The 18,491-nt window shown below is 33.7% G+C and carries 22 protein-coding genes; 9 read left to right on the top strand and 13 right to left on the bottom strand.

What is annotated here, in order from left to right:
- Positions 1-44 precede the first annotated feature (44 nt).
- Together BLQ19_RS17750 and BLQ19_RS17755 are read left to right on the top strand one after the other, a co-directional pair.
- Entirely contained in the window at positions 45-1,199 is a 1,155-nt protein-coding gene (locus BLQ19_RS17750; RefSeq protein ID WP_254788421.1) for a sensor histidine kinase, read from the top strand.
- Positions 1,183-1,887, top strand: a complete 705-nt coding sequence (locus BLQ19_RS17755; protein WP_083332287.1) for a response regulator transcription factor — start codon at positions 1,183-1,185, stop codon at positions 1,885-1,887. Before BLQ19_RS17750 ends, BLQ19_RS17755 begins: the two co-directional genes overlap by 17 nt.
- Before the next feature lie 38 nt (positions 1,888-1,925).
- Here the strand turns inward: BLQ19_RS17755 and BLQ19_RS17760 are convergent, their stop codons facing one another.
- From BLQ19_RS17760 to rsfS, 6 genes are all read right to left on the bottom strand, one after another.
- A complete protein-coding gene (locus BLQ19_RS17760) occupies positions 1,926-2,198 on the bottom strand; it encodes an acyl-CoA-binding protein (protein WP_074539229.1) in 273 nt (90 codons plus the stop codon).
- A complete protein-coding gene (locus BLQ19_RS17765; protein WP_024481607.1) occupies positions 2,185-2,856 on the bottom strand; it encodes a phosphatidylserine decarboxylase family protein in 672 nt (223 codons plus the stop codon). The genes BLQ19_RS17760 and BLQ19_RS17765 overlap by 14 nt, the downstream gene beginning before the upstream one ends.
- The gene (locus tag BLQ19_RS17770; RefSeq protein WP_074539230.1) at positions 2,846-3,661 is read right to left on the bottom strand and encodes a phosphatidate cytidylyltransferase; all 816 of its coding nucleotides are present in this window, start codon (positions 3,659-3,661) and stop codon (positions 2,846-2,848) included. The genes BLQ19_RS17765 and BLQ19_RS17770 overlap by 11 nt, the downstream gene beginning before the upstream one ends.
- Position 3,662: 1 nt before the next feature.
- Positions 3,663-4,274 carry an LUD domain-containing protein gene (locus BLQ19_RS17775; protein ID WP_074539231.1) on the bottom strand — a complete coding sequence of 204 codons (612 nt, stop codon included), beginning with the start codon at positions 4,272-4,274 and terminating at the stop codon, positions 3,663-3,665.
- Positions 4,275-4,357: 83 nt separating this feature from the next.
- Positions 4,358-6,337 (bottom strand): ATP-dependent zinc metalloprotease FtsH, encoded by a 1,980-nt coding sequence (ftsH, locus tag BLQ19_RS17780; RefSeq protein ID WP_025615776.1) that lies wholly within the window; start codon positions 6,335-6,337, stop codon positions 4,358-4,360.
- Between the two features lie 12 nt (positions 6,338-6,349).
- Positions 6,350-6,724: a ribosome silencing factor gene (rsfS, locus tag BLQ19_RS17785; RefSeq protein ID WP_024481603.1), complete on the bottom strand. Its 375-nt coding sequence runs from the start codon at positions 6,722-6,724 to the stop codon at positions 6,350-6,352.
- A gap of 94 nt (positions 6,725-6,818) precedes the next feature.
- Here rsfS and BLQ19_RS17790 point away from each other — a divergent pair, with 94 nt between their 5' ends.
- Positions 6,819-7,553 (top strand): biotin--[acetyl-CoA-carboxylase] ligase, encoded by a 735-nt coding sequence (locus tag BLQ19_RS17790; protein ID WP_074539232.1) that lies wholly within the window; start codon positions 6,819-6,821, stop codon positions 7,551-7,553.
- Here the strand turns inward: BLQ19_RS17790 and BLQ19_RS17795 are convergent.
- Positions 7,550-7,942 (bottom strand): orotate phosphoribosyltransferase, encoded by a 393-nt coding sequence (locus tag BLQ19_RS17795; RefSeq protein ID WP_074539233.1) that lies wholly within the window; start codon positions 7,940-7,942, stop codon positions 7,550-7,552. The genes BLQ19_RS17790 and BLQ19_RS17795 overlap by 4 nt on opposite strands.
- A 4-nt stretch (positions 7,943-7,946) precedes the next feature.
- A complete protein-coding gene (gene pyrE, locus BLQ19_RS17800; protein ID WP_024481600.1) occupies positions 7,947-8,588 on the bottom strand; it encodes an orotate phosphoribosyltransferase in 642 nt (213 codons plus the stop codon).
- Between the two features lie 7 nt (positions 8,589-8,595).
- Here pyrE and BLQ19_RS17805 point away from each other — a divergent pair, with 7 nt between their 5' ends.
- Positions 8,596-9,183 carry an NUDIX hydrolase gene (locus BLQ19_RS17805; RefSeq protein WP_029446981.1) on the top strand — a complete coding sequence of 196 codons (588 nt, stop codon included), beginning with the start codon at positions 8,596-8,598 and terminating at the stop codon, positions 9,181-9,183.
- A 3-nt stretch (positions 9,184-9,186) separates the two neighbouring features.
- Here the strand turns inward: BLQ19_RS17805 and BLQ19_RS17810 are convergent, their stop codons facing one another.
- From BLQ19_RS17810 to BLQ19_RS17830, 5 genes are all read right to left on the bottom strand, one after another.
- Entirely contained in the window at positions 9,187-10,950 is a 1,764-nt protein-coding gene (locus BLQ19_RS17810; RefSeq protein WP_074539234.1) for a M14 family metallopeptidase, read from the bottom strand.
- Between the two features lie 145 nt (positions 10,951-11,095).
- Positions 11,096-11,500: a response regulator gene (locus tag BLQ19_RS17815; protein WP_024481597.1), complete on the bottom strand. Its 405-nt coding sequence runs from the start codon at positions 11,498-11,500 to the stop codon at positions 11,096-11,098.
- Complete coding sequence (locus BLQ19_RS17820) at positions 11,487-13,331, bottom strand: PAS domain-containing sensor histidine kinase (protein WP_074539235.1); 1,845 nt, start codon at positions 13,329-13,331, stop codon at positions 11,487-11,489. The genes BLQ19_RS17815 and BLQ19_RS17820 overlap by 14 nt, the downstream gene beginning before the upstream one ends.
- Before the next feature lie 193 nt (positions 13,332-13,524).
- Positions 13,525-13,980: a pantetheine-phosphate adenylyltransferase gene (gene coaD / locus BLQ19_RS17825; protein ID WP_024481595.1), complete on the bottom strand. Its 456-nt coding sequence runs from the start codon at positions 13,978-13,980 to the stop codon at positions 13,525-13,527.
- Positions 13,981-14,007: 27 nt separating this feature from the next.
- Positions 14,008-14,988, bottom strand: coding sequence for a D-alanine--D-alanine ligase (locus tag BLQ19_RS17830; RefSeq protein ID WP_074539236.1), 981 nt, complete (start codon positions 14,986-14,988; stop codon positions 14,008-14,010).
- Positions 14,989-15,174: 186 nt separating this feature from the next.
- Between BLQ19_RS17830 and BLQ19_RS17835 the strand changes: the two genes are divergently transcribed.
- From BLQ19_RS17835 to BLQ19_RS17855, 5 genes are all read left to right on the top strand, one after another.
- Positions 15,175-15,762, top strand: coding sequence for a PASTA domain-containing protein (locus BLQ19_RS17835; protein ID WP_074539237.1), 588 nt, complete (start codon positions 15,175-15,177; stop codon positions 15,760-15,762).
- Positions 15,763-15,768: 6 nt separating this feature from the next.
- Positions 15,769-16,809, top strand: a complete 1,041-nt coding sequence (locus BLQ19_RS17840) for an RluA family pseudouridine synthase (RefSeq protein WP_074539238.1) — start codon at positions 15,769-15,771, stop codon at positions 16,807-16,809.
- A gap of 116 nt (positions 16,810-16,925) precedes the next feature.
- The gene (gene yaaA, locus BLQ19_RS17845; protein WP_074539239.1) at positions 16,926-17,687 is read left to right on the top strand and encodes a peroxide stress protein YaaA; all 762 of its coding nucleotides are present in this window, start codon (positions 16,926-16,928) and stop codon (positions 17,685-17,687) included.
- Positions 17,688-17,769: 82 nt separating this feature from the next.
- Positions 17,770-17,991 (top strand): hypothetical protein, encoded by a 222-nt coding sequence (locus tag BLQ19_RS17850; protein ID WP_074539240.1) that lies wholly within the window; start codon positions 17,770-17,772, stop codon positions 17,989-17,991.
- A 65-nt stretch (positions 17,992-18,056) separates the two neighbouring features.
- Entirely contained in the window at positions 18,057-18,431 is a 375-nt protein-coding gene (locus tag BLQ19_RS17855; protein ID WP_139150284.1) for a hypothetical protein, read from the top strand.
- Positions 18,432-18,491 lie beyond the last annotated feature (60 nt).

The following is an 18,491-nucleotide window of genomic DNA, read 5'->3' on the forward strand; positions in this document are numbered from 1 at the left end:
GAATCGGATTAAACCTAGCAAAGGTTCAATTTGATAAAAATATATTGGCTTCAAGTAATCATATAAAAAAGGAACTAGCAACAGAAAATGAATTAACTTTTCTCTTAGGGAAGTCTATTACGAAAGATGGTTCTTATTTTAGCTTAAGTATAGATAGTGTACAAGATGCCTCAAGTCATTTTTTAAATGATTTTTTGATAGATAGACTAGCAGCGCAAGGTATCACCTCAGATTTTACATATCAGTTAGTGTCTAGAGATTCTGCCTATTATTTATATTCTCCAAAACGATTTGAGAAAGACGATACTCTTTTAAATTACCCATTAGAATTGGAAGGATATTTACCGAAATTAATAGGAGAAAAGCTATTTTTAGAACTGCAGTTTAAAGATATGAACACCTTTTTTTTATATCAGCTAAACGGACTAACGATTCCTAGTCTAGTTTTTATGTTGGCTATTATTTTTGTAGTCGTTTGGGTTTTAAAATCTTTTTATTGGCAGCGTAAGATTATTACCACTACCAACGAATTCATTAATAATTTAACACATGAGTTAAAGACGCCCGTATTTTCAATAGGCTTAGCGACTAAACTTTTAGAAGAACAAGGGGTGGTAGAGCAAAAACCAGTTTTAAAGCTTGTTAGGGCGCAAGTAGATAGATTAAAGAGTCATATAGATAAAGTATTAGATTTGGCAAAGCTAGAGGAGCGTAAGCAAGTCTATACGATGGTCTCGATAGATTTTTTTTCAAACCTAAAACAGGTTTGCGATGAATTTGAGGCAATAGCCCTTTTAGAGAATGTTCAGTTTAAGTACAACTTAGAAGTAGGGTCTTATGTACTTAGGGCAGAATCTTCGCATCTAGAGAATGCCGTTAATAATATCTTAGATAATGCGAAGAAATACTCTAAGGATTCAGAAATTTATCTAAAAGCTTTTATTAAAAATAAAAAACTTTTTATTCGTATTGAAGATAATGGTGAAGGAATCTCGGTAAAAGAGCAGCGGTATATTTTTCAAAAATACTATCGCGTCTTTGATGAAAATCTGCATAAGGTGAAGGGGTATGGTCTTGGTTTGAGTTACGTTAAAAACGTTATTAAGAACCATGGAGGTAAAATAACATTACAAAGCGAATTAGGAAAAGGAACAATAGTAGTAATTGAATTACCAGTGGCTCATGATGCAACCAGATAAATATGCTATTCTATTAGTTGAAGATGATGAATCTTTAGGATACCTTCTTTCAGAGTACCTTAAAATGAAAAATTTTCTAGTTACCTGGGTCAAGTCTGGATTGGAAGCAGTTGCGATAATTGAAACAGATGTATTTCAGTTAGCTATTCTAGATGTAATGATGCCTGAAATGGACGGGTACACTTTAGCTTCAAAAATGAAGAGCCAATTCCCTGAATTGCCTTTTTTGTTTTTAACGGCAAGATCATTAAAAATTGATGTTCTCAAAGGCTTTTCCTTAGGTGCCGTAGATTATTTAAAAAAACCAATTGATGAAGAAGAGTTAGTGGTTCGTATCAACGTGCTACTAGATCGTTTAGTGCCAAAAGAAAACTTATCACAAGAGTCTAATACGTTATTAAGCATCGGTGGCTATAAATTTGATGTTACCAATCAGCAATTAAAGTATCAGGATGCTGTAATAAAGTTAACCAGTAGGGAAGCGGAGTTGTTGCAATTATTAGTAGAGAACAAAAATCAATTATGTTCCCATAAAGATATCCTTGTAAGGCTTTGGGGTAAAAATGATTATTTTAATCGCAAGAGCTTGAATGTTTTTGTATCGCACCTTCGTAAATATCTAAGTTATGATAGTGCTATAAAATTAGAAAATATTCACAGAAAAGGATTTATTCTTTTGGTAAAATAGTAGTAATCTGTGATTGGTTTCGTTGTTTTTATGGTTGATTAAGAGTTGTCAAAATTGCCTAGTTCTGATCGTACCAATGCAATGTAGTTTTTCATAGCCTCCTTCTTTGAAAGGTTTTTAGCTTGAAATAAAGCATTTGCTTTAAAGGCATTAATTAAAGGGGTGCTACTTCCTGGATTGTCAAAATTTTCATTGGCAATCTTGTAATAAGCGTATAGCTTTAATAGAAAATCTGCGGGTAAAGGGTCTGTATAATCATTTACAAACTTTACGGCGGTTATGAATTCTGAGTGAAGTTTATCTGTCTTCATCTTTTATTGGTAAGCTAGCTATACAGGTTTTTGCACCAATAACTTTCTGATTAAGTTTCACATTAATGGTTGCATCTAAAGGTAAGAATAAATCTACTCTAGAACCAAATTTAATAAATCCAGCATCTTCTCCTTGATGTGCACTATCACCAACATTGGCATAGTTAACAATACGTTTTGCTAGTGCTCCAGCGATTTGTCGGTATAAAATTTCGCCAAATTTTGGCGTTTTGATAACGATTGTGGTTCTTTCATTCTCTTCGCTTGCCTTAGGGTGCCAAGCAACTAAAAACTTACCTGGATGGTATTTAGAAAAGGTAATAGCACCACTTGCAGGATATCTTGTAACGTGCACGTTAATAGGCGACATGAAAATAGAAACTTGAAGGCGTTTTTCTTTAAAGTATTCTTTTTCTTCTACCTCTTCAATGACCACAACTTTGCCGTCTACAGGTGCTAAAATTTCATCAAAACTTTTAGTAACGTTTCTTTTCGGGTTTCTAAAAAATTGAAGAATGATAATCAAAAATACTACTGCAGTACATTGAATAAGCAATTTCAACCAATTTAAATCAATATAATAATGAGCAGCTAAAACAATTATAGCTACTAAAAAAAACGAGATTAAAATTATTTTTTGCCCTTCTTTATGAAACATGGTTGAAAATATTTATGGTTAAATATGCGAAAGGTGCTGCAAAAATTAAACTGTCTAAACGGTCTAGCATACCTCCGTGGCCTGGTAAAATAGCACCGCTGTCTTTTACGCCAGCAGCTCTTTTAAATTTTGATTCTATTAAATCTCCTAAACTTCCGGTAACAACAATTACAACGGCTAAAATAAACCACTGTATAAGGCTGATATTGGTTTCGTATTTAGACATGAAATAAGCGGCGACCAATGCAAAGACTAAACCACCGATAGTACCTTCCCAAGTTTTTTTAGGGGATACGCTAGGGAAAAGTTTATTCTTTCCAATAGTCTTTCCAACTAAGTATGCAAACGAATCATTTACCCATATTAGTATAAAAATACCCATGATTAAAAATTTAGCAAAGTTATTTTGCTGGTAAGGAATCATGGTTAGAAATATACAACCTCCGCCGATATAAAATAATCCAATTAAAAACTTCTGTAAGCTTTGAAACTTTTTTTCTTTAGGTGAAAATAGATAAAATAGAAGAGCGATATTTATGGTAATCGTCAGAAACATTAAAACATTTATGATTGATGTTCCATAGGCATAATCATTGATGAGGTAGATAAATGCCCACCAAAGTGTTAGATAGGCCGCAAAAATATGGTAGCCAGGCAGTTTAGTCATTCTCTTAAATTCATACAAACATGCTAAGCCAAAAGCCATGAATAAAAAGTCAAAAGCATCTGAGCTTAAGAATATTGCAGACAGCAATATTACCACGTATACGATTCCCGTAAGTAATCTTCTGAAAATTTCTCCCATATTATAAGTCTTCCAGAAGGATAAGATACAAATTTTTAGAGCTACTCCCGTAGGTAAGAAAATCTTTTTTGTCCTCTGATATGGCTTGAAAGTGTTTAATAGTAGTAATGTTTGTAGGTATACTATTTAAGTGTCGCTTCTTAATTTTTTTTAATCCTTCCCCGATAGAATTTACCAATTGACTTGTTGTAGCAAATACAATAAAATTTTCTGGTAATTCATTGAGTTTTCTATCTCTTAATTGATTAGAGCAAATAAGAATAGAACCATTCTGTGCTACTAAATGTTCGCAAGTGGTAAAGAATATTTTACTTTTTTTAGGATTATCGGTAAAGGTTATGGCTTCGTGTTTAAACTTGTCCTCAAGTCTTTGATCCATAGAGAAAAAGTCAGTGTCATCCCAGCTGTTTTCTAAACGGATGTTTTTTAGTGCATCACTTACATCTTGATTGCCATCACAATAAATGAATTTTCCGCCATTCTTTTTGAAGTAAATAGTGAATTTTTCATCGATGGGAATATCAAGGTCAGGCATATGCATGCCTCTAGTTTCTTCTTCTTCCGTAGAAACCTTTTTTTTGCCACCTCCAAATAGTTTCTCAAATAGACCCATTCTTATCTTTAAAACTTCTACTACTTATTGAATATAAATAACCAGAAGTTTACAAAGATAAACTTCTGGTTGAGATAATGCTATTATATGTTGGTGTCTCCTTCTTTTGAAGCTTCTTCCTCTCTTGCAGCAGCTTCTTCAGCAACATCTTTCTCGAAAGGTCTTTTACCAAATATTTTCTCTAAATCATCTTTGAAGATAACTTCCTTCTCTAGCAAACGTTGCGCTAATTCCGTAAGTTTATCTTTGTTCTGATCTAAAAGCTCAACAGCTCTTTGGTATTGTTCTTCTATTAGAATAGAGATTTCTCTATCAATAGTTTGTGCGGTTTCTTCACTATATGGTTTTGAGAAGCCATAAGAATCTTGTCCTGAAGAATCATAATAAGTTAAGTTACCAATTTTGTCATTTAGACCATAAATAGTAACCATAGCTCTTGCTTGTTTAGTTACTTTTTCTAAATCACTTAATGCACCCGTAGATATCTTATCAAAAATTACTTTTTCTGCTGCTCTACCTCCTAAGGTAGCACACATTTCGTCTTTCATTTGATCTGGACGAACAATAAGACGTTCTTCTGGTAAGTACCAAGCAGCACCTAATGATTGGCCTCTTGGAACTATAGTTACCTTCACTAAAGGCGCAGCATGCTCTAACATCCAACTAACTGTTGCATGACCCGCTTCATGGTAAGCAATAGTTTCTTTTTCACCAGGAGTAATAATTTTATTTTTCTTTTCTAGGCCACCAATGATACGATCAACAGCATCTAAGAAATCTTGCTTAGTTACTGCTTTCTTCTCCTTACGCGCTGCTATAAGTGCCGCTTCATTACAAACATTAGCAATATCTGCCCCTGAGAAACCAGGTGTTTGTTTCGCTAAGAATTCTAAATCTAAAGCTTCTGCAGTCTTGATAGGCTTCAGGTGAACTTCAAAAATCTCTTTACGTTCTCTAATGTCTGGTAAATCAACATAAATTTGTCTATCAAAACGACCAGCTCTCATTAATGCTTTATCAAGAACATCTGCTCTGTTGGTTGCTGCCAATACGATTACATTTGTATTGGTACCAAAACCATCCATTTCAGTTAGTAATTGGTTTAACGTATTTTCACGTTCATCATTAGAACCTGTCATGTTATTTTTACCTCTTGCTCTACCAATAGCATCAATTTCATCAATGAAAATGATTGCAGGAGATTTATCTTTAGCTTGCTTGAACAAGTCACGTACTCTTGAGGCTCCAACACCTACGAACATCTCAACGAAATCTGATCCAGAAAGAGAGAAGAACGGTACTTTAGCTTCCCCAGCAACTGCTTTTGCTAATAATGTTTTACCAGTTCCTGGAGGGCCTACTAACAAGGCTCCTTTAGGTATCTTACCACCTAATGAAGTATACTTGTCAGGATTTCTTAAGAAGTCTACAATTTCTTCTACTTCTTCCTTAGCGCCTTCTAATCCGGCAACATCTTTAAAAGAAGTTCTTGTGTCTGTTTTTTCGTCGAATAATTTAGCCTTAGATTTTCCAATATTGAAAATTTGACCACCAGCGCCACCGCCACCGCCGCCAGACATTCTACGCATAAGATAAATCCAAATACCAATGATAAGTATAAATGGTAATACGCTTAAAAGAATATCAAGAACAACGTTGTTTTCTGTAGTATAATCTATTACAGTGTCTAGGTTGTATTCAACTTTAGTGTTTTTTATGTCGTTCTCAAAGTTTTGAGGGTCTCCATAATCCAATACATACTGAGGAGATTCTCCGCCAGATAATCCGAAAGGTTTCTTTGCAACTTCCTTATGCACATCTTTTTCTAAAGCTTCTTGTGTTAAGAATACTTTAGCTTGTCTTGTGTTGGTTACAATTAATATTTTGGCAACATCGCCATTTCTTAAATATTCTTGTAATTCAGAAGTTGTTGTTTTTTTCTGACTAGATAAACTAGCGCTGTTAAAAAACTGGAATCCTATTAATAATACTGCTATTATTCCGTAAATCCACCACGAACTAAACTTTGGTTTTTTCGGACTTGTATTGTTATCTTTTGCCATTTTTGTTTTTTCTTATTTAAAACTATTTTCAATCATGGTTACTTTTGCGTCTCCCCAAAGTCCTTCAATATCATAATACTCTCGTACTTGTTTTTGAAAAACGTGTACAACTACATTAACATAGTCCATTAAAATCCATTCAGAGTTATCTGAACCTTCTACGTGCCAAGGTTTGTCTTTTAATTTTTTGCTAACTGTTTTCTGGATAGAGCCTACTATTGCATTTACATGCGTGTTTGAAGTACCGTTACAGATTATGAAATAGTCGCAAACCGTATTTTCAATTTCTCTTAGGTCAAGTAAACTTATGTTATTTCCTTTAACTTCTTCTATTCCCTCAAGAATAAAACTGATGAGCTCATCTACGCTTGTTTGCTTTTTCTGCATTAAAAAAATTTAATTTTCGCAAAGTTATTATTTTTTTGTTTTCTTAGCTATTGTTTTTAGTAATAAGATTTAACTTTTATATAATAGTTAACAAATGCAAATAATCAAACTTGATGCCATAGACTCTACAAATGTATACCTGAAGGATTTGGTCTTTAATACTCAGGCATCAGATTATACTATTGTAGTAGCGGAGAAACAGACAAGCGGAAGAGGACAAATGGGGACTGCATGGCTTGCTGATGAAGGTAAGAACCTAACCTTCAGTATCTTGAAAAAATGCACGGATTTAAGTGTTCAAGAACAATTTGATTTAAATATTTGTGTTTCTGTAGCTATTTATCGCAGCTTAAATGACTTAAAAATACCTGACTTAAAGATTAAGTGGCCAAACGACATTTTGTCAGGGAATCATAAAATCTGTGGTGTTTTAATTGAAAATATACTTTCAGGAGCAAAAATTCAGGCGTCTATAATCGGAATAGGCTTAAATGTGAACCAATTATCATTTGATAATTTGCCAAATGTATCTTCCTTAAAATTAATAACGGGTATTCAATATGATTTGGATGAGCTACTAAAGAAAATAGCCAAAAACCTTGAAGAAGTTTTTGACTATTATTTTATGGTAAATAAGCAAGATTTAAAAATTGAATATTTAGAGCAACTATTTAGAAAAGATAAAGCTTCTACATTTTCAAAGGATGCTAATGATACCATGTTTACAGGAATCATTAGAAATGTCACCAGTGAAGGTAAATTAGTGCTAGAAGAGGAAGATGAAATCTTTAATGAGTACGCTCTAAAAGAACTAAAATTACGGTATTAAATCTTCTGTAAATTATCTGATAAAGTGCCTATGAAATTGGTAATAGGGTTTTTTATCATCATGGCCATCATAGCATTAAATTCTCCTTCAAAACTTAATACCACTTCCGTTTCTTTTGCACCTAATTCTATAATATTAGCAGTTAACGTAAACGGTAGTTTTTCACTAGCGGCACCTAAAACAACTTTGCTAGTTGGTACTGTTTCTTTGCGTTGAAGAACAATTTCTGGCATTCCTTTCAATGCAAATAAGAATCGCTCTTCGTTTAAGAGCTCAAATTTACTTATGTTGTCTGGCATTAATTGTTCAAAGTTTTTGATATCGATTAAGAAATCATAAACTTCTTGACTGCTCTTTTGTATTGTTTTTTTAGGAGTTTCTATATGCATAATATTATTGTTGCCATTCAGATGGATTTTTCTTCCATTCTATTAATGTGTTATATTGATCTTCTTTTATGTAATTGGTTTCTGTAGCTTGTTCTATTAAATGATCATAGTCACTTAAAGTATGAAGCTCTAAGTTGTGTTTTTCAAAATTAGACGTAGCAACATCAAAGCCATAAGTGAATATAGCTAGCATACCTTTTATCTTGGCACCAGAATCTTCCAGTGCTTTTACGGCATTTAAACTACTCTTACCGGTGCTAATTAAATCTTCAATAACTACGACTGTTTGGTTTTCTTCTAAAGCACCTTCTATCTGGTTTTGTCTTCCGTGAGATTTTGCCTCAGGACGTACATAGATAAACGGAAGCCCTAAATAGTCTGCAACAAGCATGCCTATTCCTATTGCTCCAGTAGCTACACCAGCAATTACATCTGGCTTGCCGTATAAGTGTTCTACTTGTTTGGCAATTTCTTCCCGCACGTAGTTACGTATTTGTGGATAGGACAAGATTATTCTATTGTCACAATAGATTGGAGATTTCCATCCTGAAGCCCATGAAAAAGGATTTTCAGGATTCAACTTAATTGCATTAATTTGCAACAAAAGCTCTGCTGTCTTTTTTGCTGTATCTTTATTTAAAACCATAATGCAAATGTATAAAGTTTTTGTTAATGAGTCTCAGTTGATTTTAACAAATAAACTGTCTGATATTGCTAATAACAAATATTTTTTATTGAATCAGAAGTCAATAAATGAAGCAATAGAATTACTATCTAAAGATAAACGAAGCATTGCGTATATCTATCACCCTAATGTGGAGGAAATTTTAAATAAATTCACTAAGAAAATTCCATTGGTGGTGGCTGCTGGAGGCGTAGTTACAAACAAAGAAGGAAAAGTGTTATTTATTTATAGGAATGACAAGTGGGATTTACCGAAAGGGAAACTAGATAAAGGAGAAACATTAGAAGAGTGTGCATTAAGAGAGGTAGAGGAAGAGACCGGAGTACAGGGCTTAAAAATTGAAAATATTTTAAAGACCACCTATCATGTTTTTAAAAGAAATGGGAAATACAAGCTTAAAGAAGTGCATTGGTTTGCAATGAAAACTTCATATAAAGGCGAGCTTGTTGGGCAATTAGATGAAGGTATTGAAAAGGTAAAATGGAAAGGGCCAAAGAAAATAGCTAAGGCCCTTGAAAATTCATATACCAATATTAAAATACTTTTTGAGGATTAAATCTTATTCAGAAACTACTTCAAAATCATTTAATACGCGATACACCGGATATTGATTGTGTGCTTTTTCATAATATTCTGATCGCTGATAAATATATTCTAATTGTGCGTACCAATCTTTTGCAAACGCTTCATCGGTAGCTTTTTTTAGTCGAAAAGCTTCATCTAATAAGCTGTTTGTTTGAAGTAATTCTGCAGCTACATCTTCAAAAACATAAGGAGAGAAATCTTCTTTCTGTTGTAAAATCGGATCAAAAAAGTTCCAATTAAAGAACGAGTCTGTTGCGCTAGGCTCCAATGTTTCTAAGATATAGCGTATACCTTTTTGTTTTATCGGGATAAATACGTCTCCTTGTTGAAACTGAACCTTTTGTTTACTCTTTACTATTTTTGTATCATAGTGTGGGTAGTGACCTTCGTAGCTATTCGTATACGTTTTGTATGTGTCTATCTTGTAAGATTCTACTTCTACTAAGGTATCTTTCTTAATTCGAGTAAACGCAATTTCATTCTTTGTTAGAAGGCTTATGATCTTAAAATTACTTTTCTTAAGTATGTAAGCATTGGGTATTTTGATACTTTCAGTGCCTTTGTAATAGTTATAATAGGTAGTAGGCTTTGTAAAGGGCTTGCTGCTATTGTATTTTAGCCTAGGAAAACCGGTTACTTCGCTAATAATGGTATCTGCTTCATACCCTTTAAACTCTAATGTGGTTGTTTGGCTAGAGTCTATTTCCCATTTTAATGGATAGTACTCTAAATTTAAAACCGCTTCATTGTAATTTTTACGTAATTCTTTTATTTTTTGGCCGTCATTTTCAGAGATCTCGATCATCTTCTTCATAAGCTCATAAGTGCCTTCTACTCTTTTTTTATAGGGCTTAAGCATATGAGTTTCTACCATTAGCCCTAAAGTGTTCCAGAGAGAAGTATATCCTGTAGAATATCTTGGGTGGTCTATAAATTGAGAAAATCCATTTTCAGGAACAGCATTATGTACATTTACGTATGGAGTAATGTCCCAGTTATCTTTTGCCAAACTAGCTTCTAATTTAGGCATAAGATTTTGGTTTAGATAGTCGCCCAACTCCAAACCTAATTTGTTGTGTTGCGTGAATAAATGGGTAAGGGTGTACTGGTAATCTGCACCGTTACTTACGTGATTATCTATAAAAATATCAGGCTTCACTAAGTGGTAGATAGTGGCAAAGGTTTCTGCATTTTTAGTGTCAGACTTTATAAAATCTCTATTTAGGTCATAATTTCGTGCATTACCTCTAAAGCCATATTGCTTAGGGCCGTTTTGGTTTGCTCTAGTAGATGAGTTTCTGTTTAAGGCTCCGCCGATATTATACACAGGTATTGTGGCAATCACGGTGTTTTCTGGCGGCGTAATATTTTCTGTTGCTAAATCTCTAAATAAAAGCATCGTAGCATCAATCCCATCGCTTTCACCCGGATGAATGCCGTTGTTTATTAATAAAATAGTTTTAGATTCTTTTATTTTTTTAAAATTAAAATCGGCATCTAAGTTATAGGTTACTAAATGTAATGGTAAGCCGCTATCTGTTTCTCCAATGGTCTGGATGTTAACTTCAGGAAATTCTTTGGCTAATTTTATATAAAAGTCAACAGTTTCTTGATAGGTAGCTGTTTCTGTTCCATTAGAAAGTTCAAAATGTGTTTTGTAATCTGATGTTTTGTCTTCTTTCTCTGATTCGCAAGAAATAAAGACGGTTAAAAGAAGTAGGGGAAGTAGAAATTTCATTAGCTATTAAAGGGTTGTTGCTCTAGAGTACCGCAAAAAATTAAGAGCTATCTATGCATTTGTTTAACAGGATAGTACTCAACAGTGTGTCAGTAATTCTTTTGCTATTTTACGCTTCAAAAATAATGAAAATAAAGTGTCTTTGTTAGGCTATATCCGTGATTTTCTCAATTTCAACTTTATTTAACGGTTTTGTATTATACGTGATATTATGATGGGTTCTGCACTTGTAAAAATTGGACTTATCACGGTCTTCTTTATTTATGGACGATGTAACAATATTTACGGTAATAGCATCTGCAATAGGTAATTTTAAAAACTCTTCTAGAAATTCCCACCCGTCCATTATGGGCATGTTTAAATCTAGAAATATCAAATCTGGAAGTTTTGTTTTGTTAGCAACAATTTCTGAAAGATATTCTATGGCTAGTTTTCCGTTTGAAAAAGCATCAATGTTATTACATTCAATAGTGCTTGTAAGCAACTTTTTTATGCCAAAAACAGTGATAGCATCATCGTCTATTATACAAATATGATCAATCATTTTCATTAAAATATATTTTAAATGTAGTGCCTTGTCCTACTTTGCTTGCTATCACAAATTTTCCATTCATAGCTTCAATTTGATTTCGAGCGATGTAAAGGCTAACCCCTCTAGATTTTTCTAGTTGATGGAAGGTTTTATACATACCAAAAATCTTGTCTTTGTTCTTTTCTAAATCAATTCCTATGCCATTATCTTTAATTACTAAAATAGTATAGCCTTTTATTTTGTCTGCACTTAGCTCTATCTTGTTTCCAGTTTTGTTTTGACCAAATTTAATAGCGTTAGAAAGGATGCTGATAAGAATGTTGTTTACATAGGTAGGCACCCCTTTTATGTAAACATCATTTGAGATATTGTTGATAATATGAGCTCCTTTATTTTTGATTAAGGAATGGAGATTCTTTTTTACGAAATCTATTTTTGTGTTGGCATGTATGTTTTTCTTTTCTTGTAATGGGTTAGAATTAATTTCTAAAACCTCATTTAAGTTGTCTATGGTTTCTAATAAGTTATCTGATGCGCCAATAAGCATGGAAAGGAGTTTTTCTCTTTCTTGCTCCTCTTTCTCTTTAATCAAAAAGCCTAAGAGCATGGAGAAATTTGCGGTATGAGAGCGTAAATTATGCGAGACAATATGAGCAAAATTTAGTAATTTTTTATTCTGAAGTGCAGATACATTGATAAGTCGCGTTAATTGTTCTTCTTTTTGTTTTATTTGAGTAATGTCTAGGCTAAACCCTATAAGGCCTACCACATCATTATCTTCGTTGAATAATGGAATCTTAGAGGTTAGGAAATTTGTTTGCTTTCCGTCTTTTCTTATGTTGATGGTTTCAACTCCTAACATTGGCTCCAAGGTGCTCAAAATCTTTAGATCTTCATCTCTAGACACTTGAGCAACATCATGATCGTATAAATCAAAATCACTTTTCCCAATCAATTCTTCACTTGTTAAGTTCAGGTAATCGCACTCAGATTGGTTGACTAATATTTTTTTAGACTCTAAATCTTTTACAAAAACATTCAGGGGTAAGTGGTCTATTAATGTTCTTAGTAGGTTTTCACTTTCTTTGGTTTTTTGTTGTGCTTTTACGTCTTCTGTGATATCTTGAAACGTGCCTATTATTCCTACAAATTTTTCGTCTTCGAAGAGCGGTTTCCCCGTAGCGATAACCCAGATTTCCTTACCTTTTCCGGTGATTATTTGAAACTTATCACTCCAATGTAATCCATCTTTTAAGCTTTGGTCTAAATATTTGGAAATCTTTTCTTGGTTTTTTCCTGGCTTGTAAAAACTTAAGGCGCTATCTGTATTAGGTTCATAGTCATTGGGAACTTCATGAATAATTTTGGTCATGTCAGACCATTTCAGTTCATCATTAATAGCATCGTATTCCCAACTGCCAATTTTTGCAATTTGGGATTTAACGGTAATTAGGATTTCTAATTTTTCTAGCTTTTGCTGAAGTAGAAAATGCTTCGTAACATCTTCTATTTGAATGATGGCACCAATAATATTCTCCGCTTCGTCATACCAAGGTAAAATAGTCCATTCTAGCCAGCATTTACTGGTGCTACTATCAAAATATTTATCTGTCTTAGGAGTGTTTTTATACCCTAAGAAAGCATAATCTATATCTTGTTTCCATTTTGTGGTTAGAGTAGGGAAAACTCCAAGTATGCTATTTTTTTCTATAGCTTGCAAGGATAAATTAAAATCGCGTAACCAGCTATCAGAAATGTGGGCAACAGATAGATTCAGATTAACATAAGCGGTTGCTTTTGGTAACTGTTTTATAAGATAATTGTCGTTATTTTTAATTTTTTGCCTCAAGACTAGTAATAAATTTCCTACTAAAGTAATGAGTAATTTTATAACTGACGGTGCATTTGTTGTGAATTCTTGAAAAACCGTGGTGATAAATAGGATATTTGTTACTGTGGCTTCTTCAAAGGTGTCGGAAATAAGATATAGGCTGTGTTTGTTTCAAGTTTCAACGGCGTATCAAATTCTATTTTGTAGGATTTTATTTCACACGAACAGAATCCGGCACTAAGCCCGTATAGTCTCCTCCGTTTTTGATAACATCTCTAACAATAGAAGAGCTGATGTATGATTTTCCCGAAGAGGTTAGAAGAAAAACGGTTTCAATTTCAGATAATTTTCGATTGGTGTGTGCTATAGCTTTTTCAAACTCGAAATCTCCAGGGTTACGCAATCCTCTTAAAATAAAATTGGCGTTTATTTTTTTGCAAAAATCTACCGTAAGACCCTCATAGGTAAGCACTTTTATTTTTGGCTCATGAGCAAAAGCATCTTTAATAAATTGCTTGCGGTCTTCTAATGAGAACATGTATTTCTTGTCAGAATTTACACCAATGGCAATAACAAGTTCGTCAAAAAGGGTAATGCCTCTCTGAATAATATCATAGTGACCTAAAGTTAGTGGATCAAATGAACCAGGGAATATTGCGCGTCTCATAGTTATATTTTAAGCTCCTAAAGGTACTTAATTTGCTTTTAAGGCTTCGGTTATTGCATTTTCAAAAAGCTCAGGTAATGATATGCCTGCAACTTTGGCTTGTTGTGGTAAAATACTTTCTTCGGTTAACCCGGGAGTCGTATTCATTTCTAGCATAAAAGGCTCATCGCCAATAAAAATAAATTCACTTCTAGAGAAGCCCTTCATTTTTAAAACATCATATGCCTTTTTTGCAATATCACTTACTGTTTGCATTTGTTTTTCCGTAATTCTTGCAGGCGTTATTTCTTGAGATTTTCCAGCGTATTTAGCTTCGTAATCAAAAAAATCATTCTCAGAAACAATTTCGGTTATAGGAAATACTTTTGTTTCCCCATGGTATTTTAGTACACCCACAGAAACTTCAGTGCCATCTAAAAATCCTTCAATGATGATCTCATCGTCTTCTTTGTAGGCATTAGCAATAGCGGCTTGTAGCTCTTCTATTTTATACACTTTCATTATTCCAAAACTACTTCCTGCCTTATTTGCTTTTACAAAACAGGGTAAACCTACCTTAGTAACTATGGCTTCTTCGTCAATAAGGTCGCCAAGGTTAAGATAGTACGATGGGGCAGACTTAATACCGTATGGTTTTAGTACACTCAATAAGTCTCGTTTATTAAAGGTTAAGGCAGATTGGTAAGCATCACAAGAGGTTTGTGGAATGTTTAATATCTCAAAATAAGATTGCATTAAGCCATCTTCACCAGGAGAACCATGAATGGCATTAAATACGCAGTCAAAAGTTATTTTTTGATGGTTTATTTCGATTGAAAAATCGTGTTTATTTACAGGAAATTCTTCGTTGTTTTCGTTTACGTAAACCCATTTTTCTTTAAAAATATGAATGCTAAACAGGTTAAATTTTTCCTTGTCAGTATACTTATAAACAACGCTTCCGCTTTTTAACGAAATTTTATATTCGCTAGAGTAGCCGCCCATGATAATGGCAATATTTTTCTTCATTACTCAATCTTAATATTAGAAATAAACAAACTGCAATTGTAAGTCAAAGAAAAGAAAAAACACCATGTTTTAGTTCATTACGTATATTTTTTTTCTAGTGAACTATAAATATAACGTGATTTTACGAAACGGCTGTTCGTTTCTTAGGGTCCATTTCTTATATTTGCTGTCACAATACATAATAAGATGAGAAATTTTTTAAACTTTCTGAAAAGTAAAGTTTTTTTAATACAATTAGGATTGGCACTTTTAGTTATAGTCCTATTTATATTTGGAATGCTACAATGGTTAAAAAGTTCTACCAATCATGGAGAATTTGTAGAGGTACCAGATTTGGCAAAATTGTCTGTAACGCAAATGCGTAAAGTGGTAGAAGATGCAGATTTACGTTTTGAGGTATTAGATTCTGCGAATTACAATCCAGATTATCCTAAATTTTCTGTTATTGAGCAAAATCCTCCTGCGGGAAATAAAGTAAAGCAGAGTAGAAAAATTTATGTAACGGTAAATCCTTCTGGATACAAGAAGGTTAGTGTGCCAAGTATCATCCAGGTTACCTTGCGTAATGCTACGGCAAAACTTAGAGCTGTAGGGTTAGATGTGCAAAGGGTAACTTACATTGATGAGTTTGGAAAAGATATGGTGTACCGTATCAAGTACAAAGGAAAATATATAGAGGAAGGATACAAACTTCCTAAAACTTCAAAAATAGAACTGGTTTGTGGTAATGGTAATGAAAGCCAAAGCAATCAAATAAAATCAGATTCAGAATAATATATGATGGAACCAGAAGAGCGCTCGGAGTTAGAAAAAGATGAACTTTTTGAGCACCATAAGGTAATTGCATCCAAGGGGCAAGAGCCGCTGCGTGTAGATAAATTTTTAATGAACTTCATAGAAAATGCGGTTCGAAATAAAATTCAGCAAGCAGCAAGAAATGGACATATTTGGGTTAATGATATTCAAGTAAAACAAAATTATCGTGTAAAAGCAGGGGATGAAGTTAGAGTTCTTTTTGAGCATCCTCCACATGAATTTTTATTAGTGCCAGAAGATATTCCTATAAATATTGTTTATGAGGATGATGTATTGATGGTGGTAAATAAAGAACCAGGAATGGTAGTGCATCCTGGTCACGGTAATTACTCTGGGACCCTTATTAATGCGCTATTGCATCATACAAAAGATCTTGCCGTAAATATTAATGAACGTCCAGGATTAGTGCATAGGATAGATAAAGATACTTCCGGACTTTTAGTGATTGCTAAGACAGATGAAGCGATGACTTTCTTGTCAAAACAGTTTTTTGATAAAACAAGTGAGCGTGAGTATGTGGCGTTAGTTTGGGGTAATATCGAAGAAGATGAAGGAACTATAGAAGGGCATGTAGGAAGGCATCCGCAGAACCGCTTACAAATGACTGTTTTTCCTGACGGTGAACAAGGTAAAGATGCAGTTACTCATTTTAAAGTCATAGAGCGCTTAGGATATTTAACCTTAATTTCTTGCAAATTAGAGACGGGTAGAACACACCAGATTCGGGTACACTTAAAGCATATAGGGCATACTTTATTCAATGATGCACGTTACGGCGGTGAGAAAATATTAAAAGGAACAACATTTACAAAGTATAAGCAGTTTGTTGATAATGCCTTTAAAATATTACCACGACAGGCCTTGCATGCAAAAACCTTAGGTTTTGTACACCCTGTTACCAAAGAATTTATGCGATTTGATTCTGAAGTACCAGCCGATATGGCTAATTGCATAGAGAAATGGAGGGCTTATGCCAAGCATAGCGCAGAGAATCCTCAAGGATAGATTTTTGTAATACAGCTATTGAAAACCTATCTTGAAAGATGAAATTTATACTAGATATCTTCTTTAATTTTGCGAAGAAGATATCGTATAACTAGTGAACTACTAAAAAGTATCAGATGAAAATAGTGATCTCTCCTGCAAAATCCTTAGATTTTGAAACGGAATTACCTACGGCAGCATATACTAGCCCTGTATTTCTTGAGCAATCAAAAAAACTAAATTCAGTTTTAAAAAAGAAGAAGCCCAAAGATTTATCAGACTTAATGCATATTTCTGATAAATTGGCACAATTGAATTGGGACCGAAATCAGAATTTTTCATTGCCTTTTACTCCAGAAAACGCACGTCCTGCAGTATTTGCTTTTAGTGGTGATGTATACCAAGGATTGGATGCGTATAGTTTAAAAGAAACTAAAATAGCCGAGTTGCAAAATCAGCTTCGTATTCTATCCGGTTTGTATGGTGTTTTAAAACCCTTAGATTTAATGCAAGCATACCGATTAGAAATGGGAACGAGTTTGAAAGTTGGGAATGCTAAAAATTTGTATGAATTTTGGAAGAAAGGCATCACAGCCTCTTTAAATTCGGAATTGGAAGAAGGGGAATTGTTTGTAAACTTAGCGAGCAACGAATATTTCAGTGCCGTAGATGAGAAGAATTTAAGGGTGCCTGTAATTGCACCAATATTTAAAGACTGGAAAAACGATAAATTAAAAATAATAAGCTTCTATGCTAAAAAAGCAAGAGGTGCTATGGTGCGCTATATCGTAGATGAGAAAGTTAATTCTCTTGAAGAATTAAGAGGCTTTAATTTAGATGGATATCTGTTTAGTAAAGAGCATACTTTAAAAGAAAATCAGCCTGTATTTATTCGCTAATTATCAAGGTCTGAATTTTTATAAAGAAAAAGTAACTACAACTGTAGTTACTTTTTCTTTATTTTAAACTATTACTTAGTTAATGCACTTTAGCGATTTTATAGTAGATCATATAGAACGATTGATTAATAATGAATTTTCTTTTGCTTCGACTGCAGGGCAAGAGCGGGTTCGTGAATTTAAAACTAATAGCTCTGAGATTAGTTCCTTAATATCAAACCAAAAAGGATTATTTAATAAATTACTTACAGTGACGGTTAGTGAAAAGAAGATAAAAAAATATGGAAGGCCTATGATGCTGTAAATGAGGGAGCAATAATTGCTGTAACCATTGGTTTTCCTGTAGTTATTATCGGTGCAGTTGAGGCATTGCCTTTAGTTTACTCTTTTGGGCAGTCCGCATTACCAACGGTGGGTAAAGAGTTAGGTAAAGCATTTGCAGTAAATAAAGGTAAGGTGGCATTGTTAAATGGTTTTTCTAATTTAGGGGAACAATATTTGTCAACAGGGATAGCAGAGAGTAAATGGGGGAAACAAAATTGGGGTCAGATTGATTTGTTTGATGTAGGGGCTAGTGCAGCATATGGCAATTTTGGTAGTGTTCCGCTAAAATCGGGACTAAATTATACTATTGAAGGAGGTCCCAATTTGAGTTCGTTGGAGGATTTCTCTAAAATATGCTTTTTAATAGTCTTAAATTTAAGGCAAGCAATTCTTTTAGTACTGCTGTGGGTAAGCCATTGATGGAATTAAGTAAACCAATAGGCTCAGTTTTTGATTTCGGGGGGAAGGTTACTATAAAAA

The organism is Cellulophaga baltica (assembly GCF_900102165.1).
In the GTDB taxonomy this organism is placed as follows: domain Bacteria; phylum Bacteroidota; class Bacteroidia; order Flavobacteriales; family Flavobacteriaceae; genus Cellulophaga; species Cellulophaga baltica.

Coding starts and splice junctions, on each gene's coding strand:
- BLQ19_RS17835 (WP_074539237.1), top strand. CDS start 15,175: ATGAGAAATTTTTTAAACTTTCTGAAAAGTAAAGTTTTTTTAATACAA.
- BLQ19_RS17830 (WP_074539236.1), bottom strand. CDS start 14,988: ATGAAGAAAAATATTGCCATTATCATGGGCGGCTACTCTAGCGAATAT.
- BLQ19_RS17775 (WP_074539231.1), bottom strand. CDS start 4,274: ATGGGTCTATTTGAGAAACTATTTGGAGGTGGCAAAAAAAAGGTTTCT.
- BLQ19_RS17850 (WP_074539240.1), top strand. CDS start 17,770: ATGCACTTTAGCGATTTTATAGTAGATCATATAGAACGATTGATTAAT.
- yaaA (WP_074539239.1), top strand. CDS start 16,926: ATGAAAATAGTGATCTCTCCTGCAAAATCCTTAGATTTTGAAACGGAA.
- BLQ19_RS17795 (WP_074539233.1), bottom strand. CDS start 7,942: ATGCATATAGAAACTCCTAAAAAAACAATACAAAAGAGCAGTCAAGAA.
- coaD (WP_024481595.1), bottom strand. CDS start 13,980: ATGAGACGCGCAATATTCCCTGGTTCATTTGATCCACTAACTTTAGGT.
- BLQ19_RS17770 (WP_074539230.1), bottom strand. CDS start 3,661: ATGGGAGAAATTTTCAGAAGATTACTTACGGGAATCGTATACGTGGTA.
- BLQ19_RS17840 (WP_074539238.1), top strand. CDS start 15,769: ATGGAACCAGAAGAGCGCTCGGAGTTAGAAAAAGATGAACTTTTTGAG.
- ftsH (WP_025615776.1), bottom strand. CDS start 6,337: ATGGCAAAAGATAACAATACAAGTCCGAAAAAACCAAAGTTTAGTTCG.
- BLQ19_RS17760 (WP_074539229.1), bottom strand. CDS start 2,198: ATGAAGACAGATAAACTTCACTCAGAATTCATAACCGCCGTAAAGTTT.
- BLQ19_RS17815 (WP_024481597.1), bottom strand. CDS start 11,500: ATGAAAATGATTGATCATATTTGTATAATAGACGATGATGCTATCACT.
- BLQ19_RS17805 (WP_029446981.1), top strand. CDS start 8,596: ATGTATAAAGTTTTTGTTAATGAGTCTCAGTTGATTTTAACAAATAAA.
- pyrE (WP_024481600.1), bottom strand. CDS start 8,588: ATGGTTTTAAATAAAGATACAGCAAAAAAGACAGCAGAGCTTTTGTTG.
- rsfS (WP_024481603.1), bottom strand. CDS start 6,724: ATGCAGAAAAAGCAAACAAGCGTAGATGAGCTCATCAGTTTTATTCTT.
- BLQ19_RS17790 (WP_074539232.1), top strand. CDS start 6,819: ATGCAAATAATCAAACTTGATGCCATAGACTCTACAAATGTATACCTG.
- BLQ19_RS17810 (WP_074539234.1), bottom strand. CDS start 10,950: ATGAAATTTCTACTTCCCCTACTTCTTTTAACCGTCTTTATTTCTTGC.
- BLQ19_RS17755 (WP_083332287.1), top strand. CDS start 1,183: ATGATGCAACCAGATAAATATGCTATTCTATTAGTTGAAGATGATGAA.
- BLQ19_RS17765 (WP_024481607.1), bottom strand. CDS start 2,856: ATGTTTCATAAAGAAGGGCAAAAAATAATTTTAATCTCGTTTTTTTTA.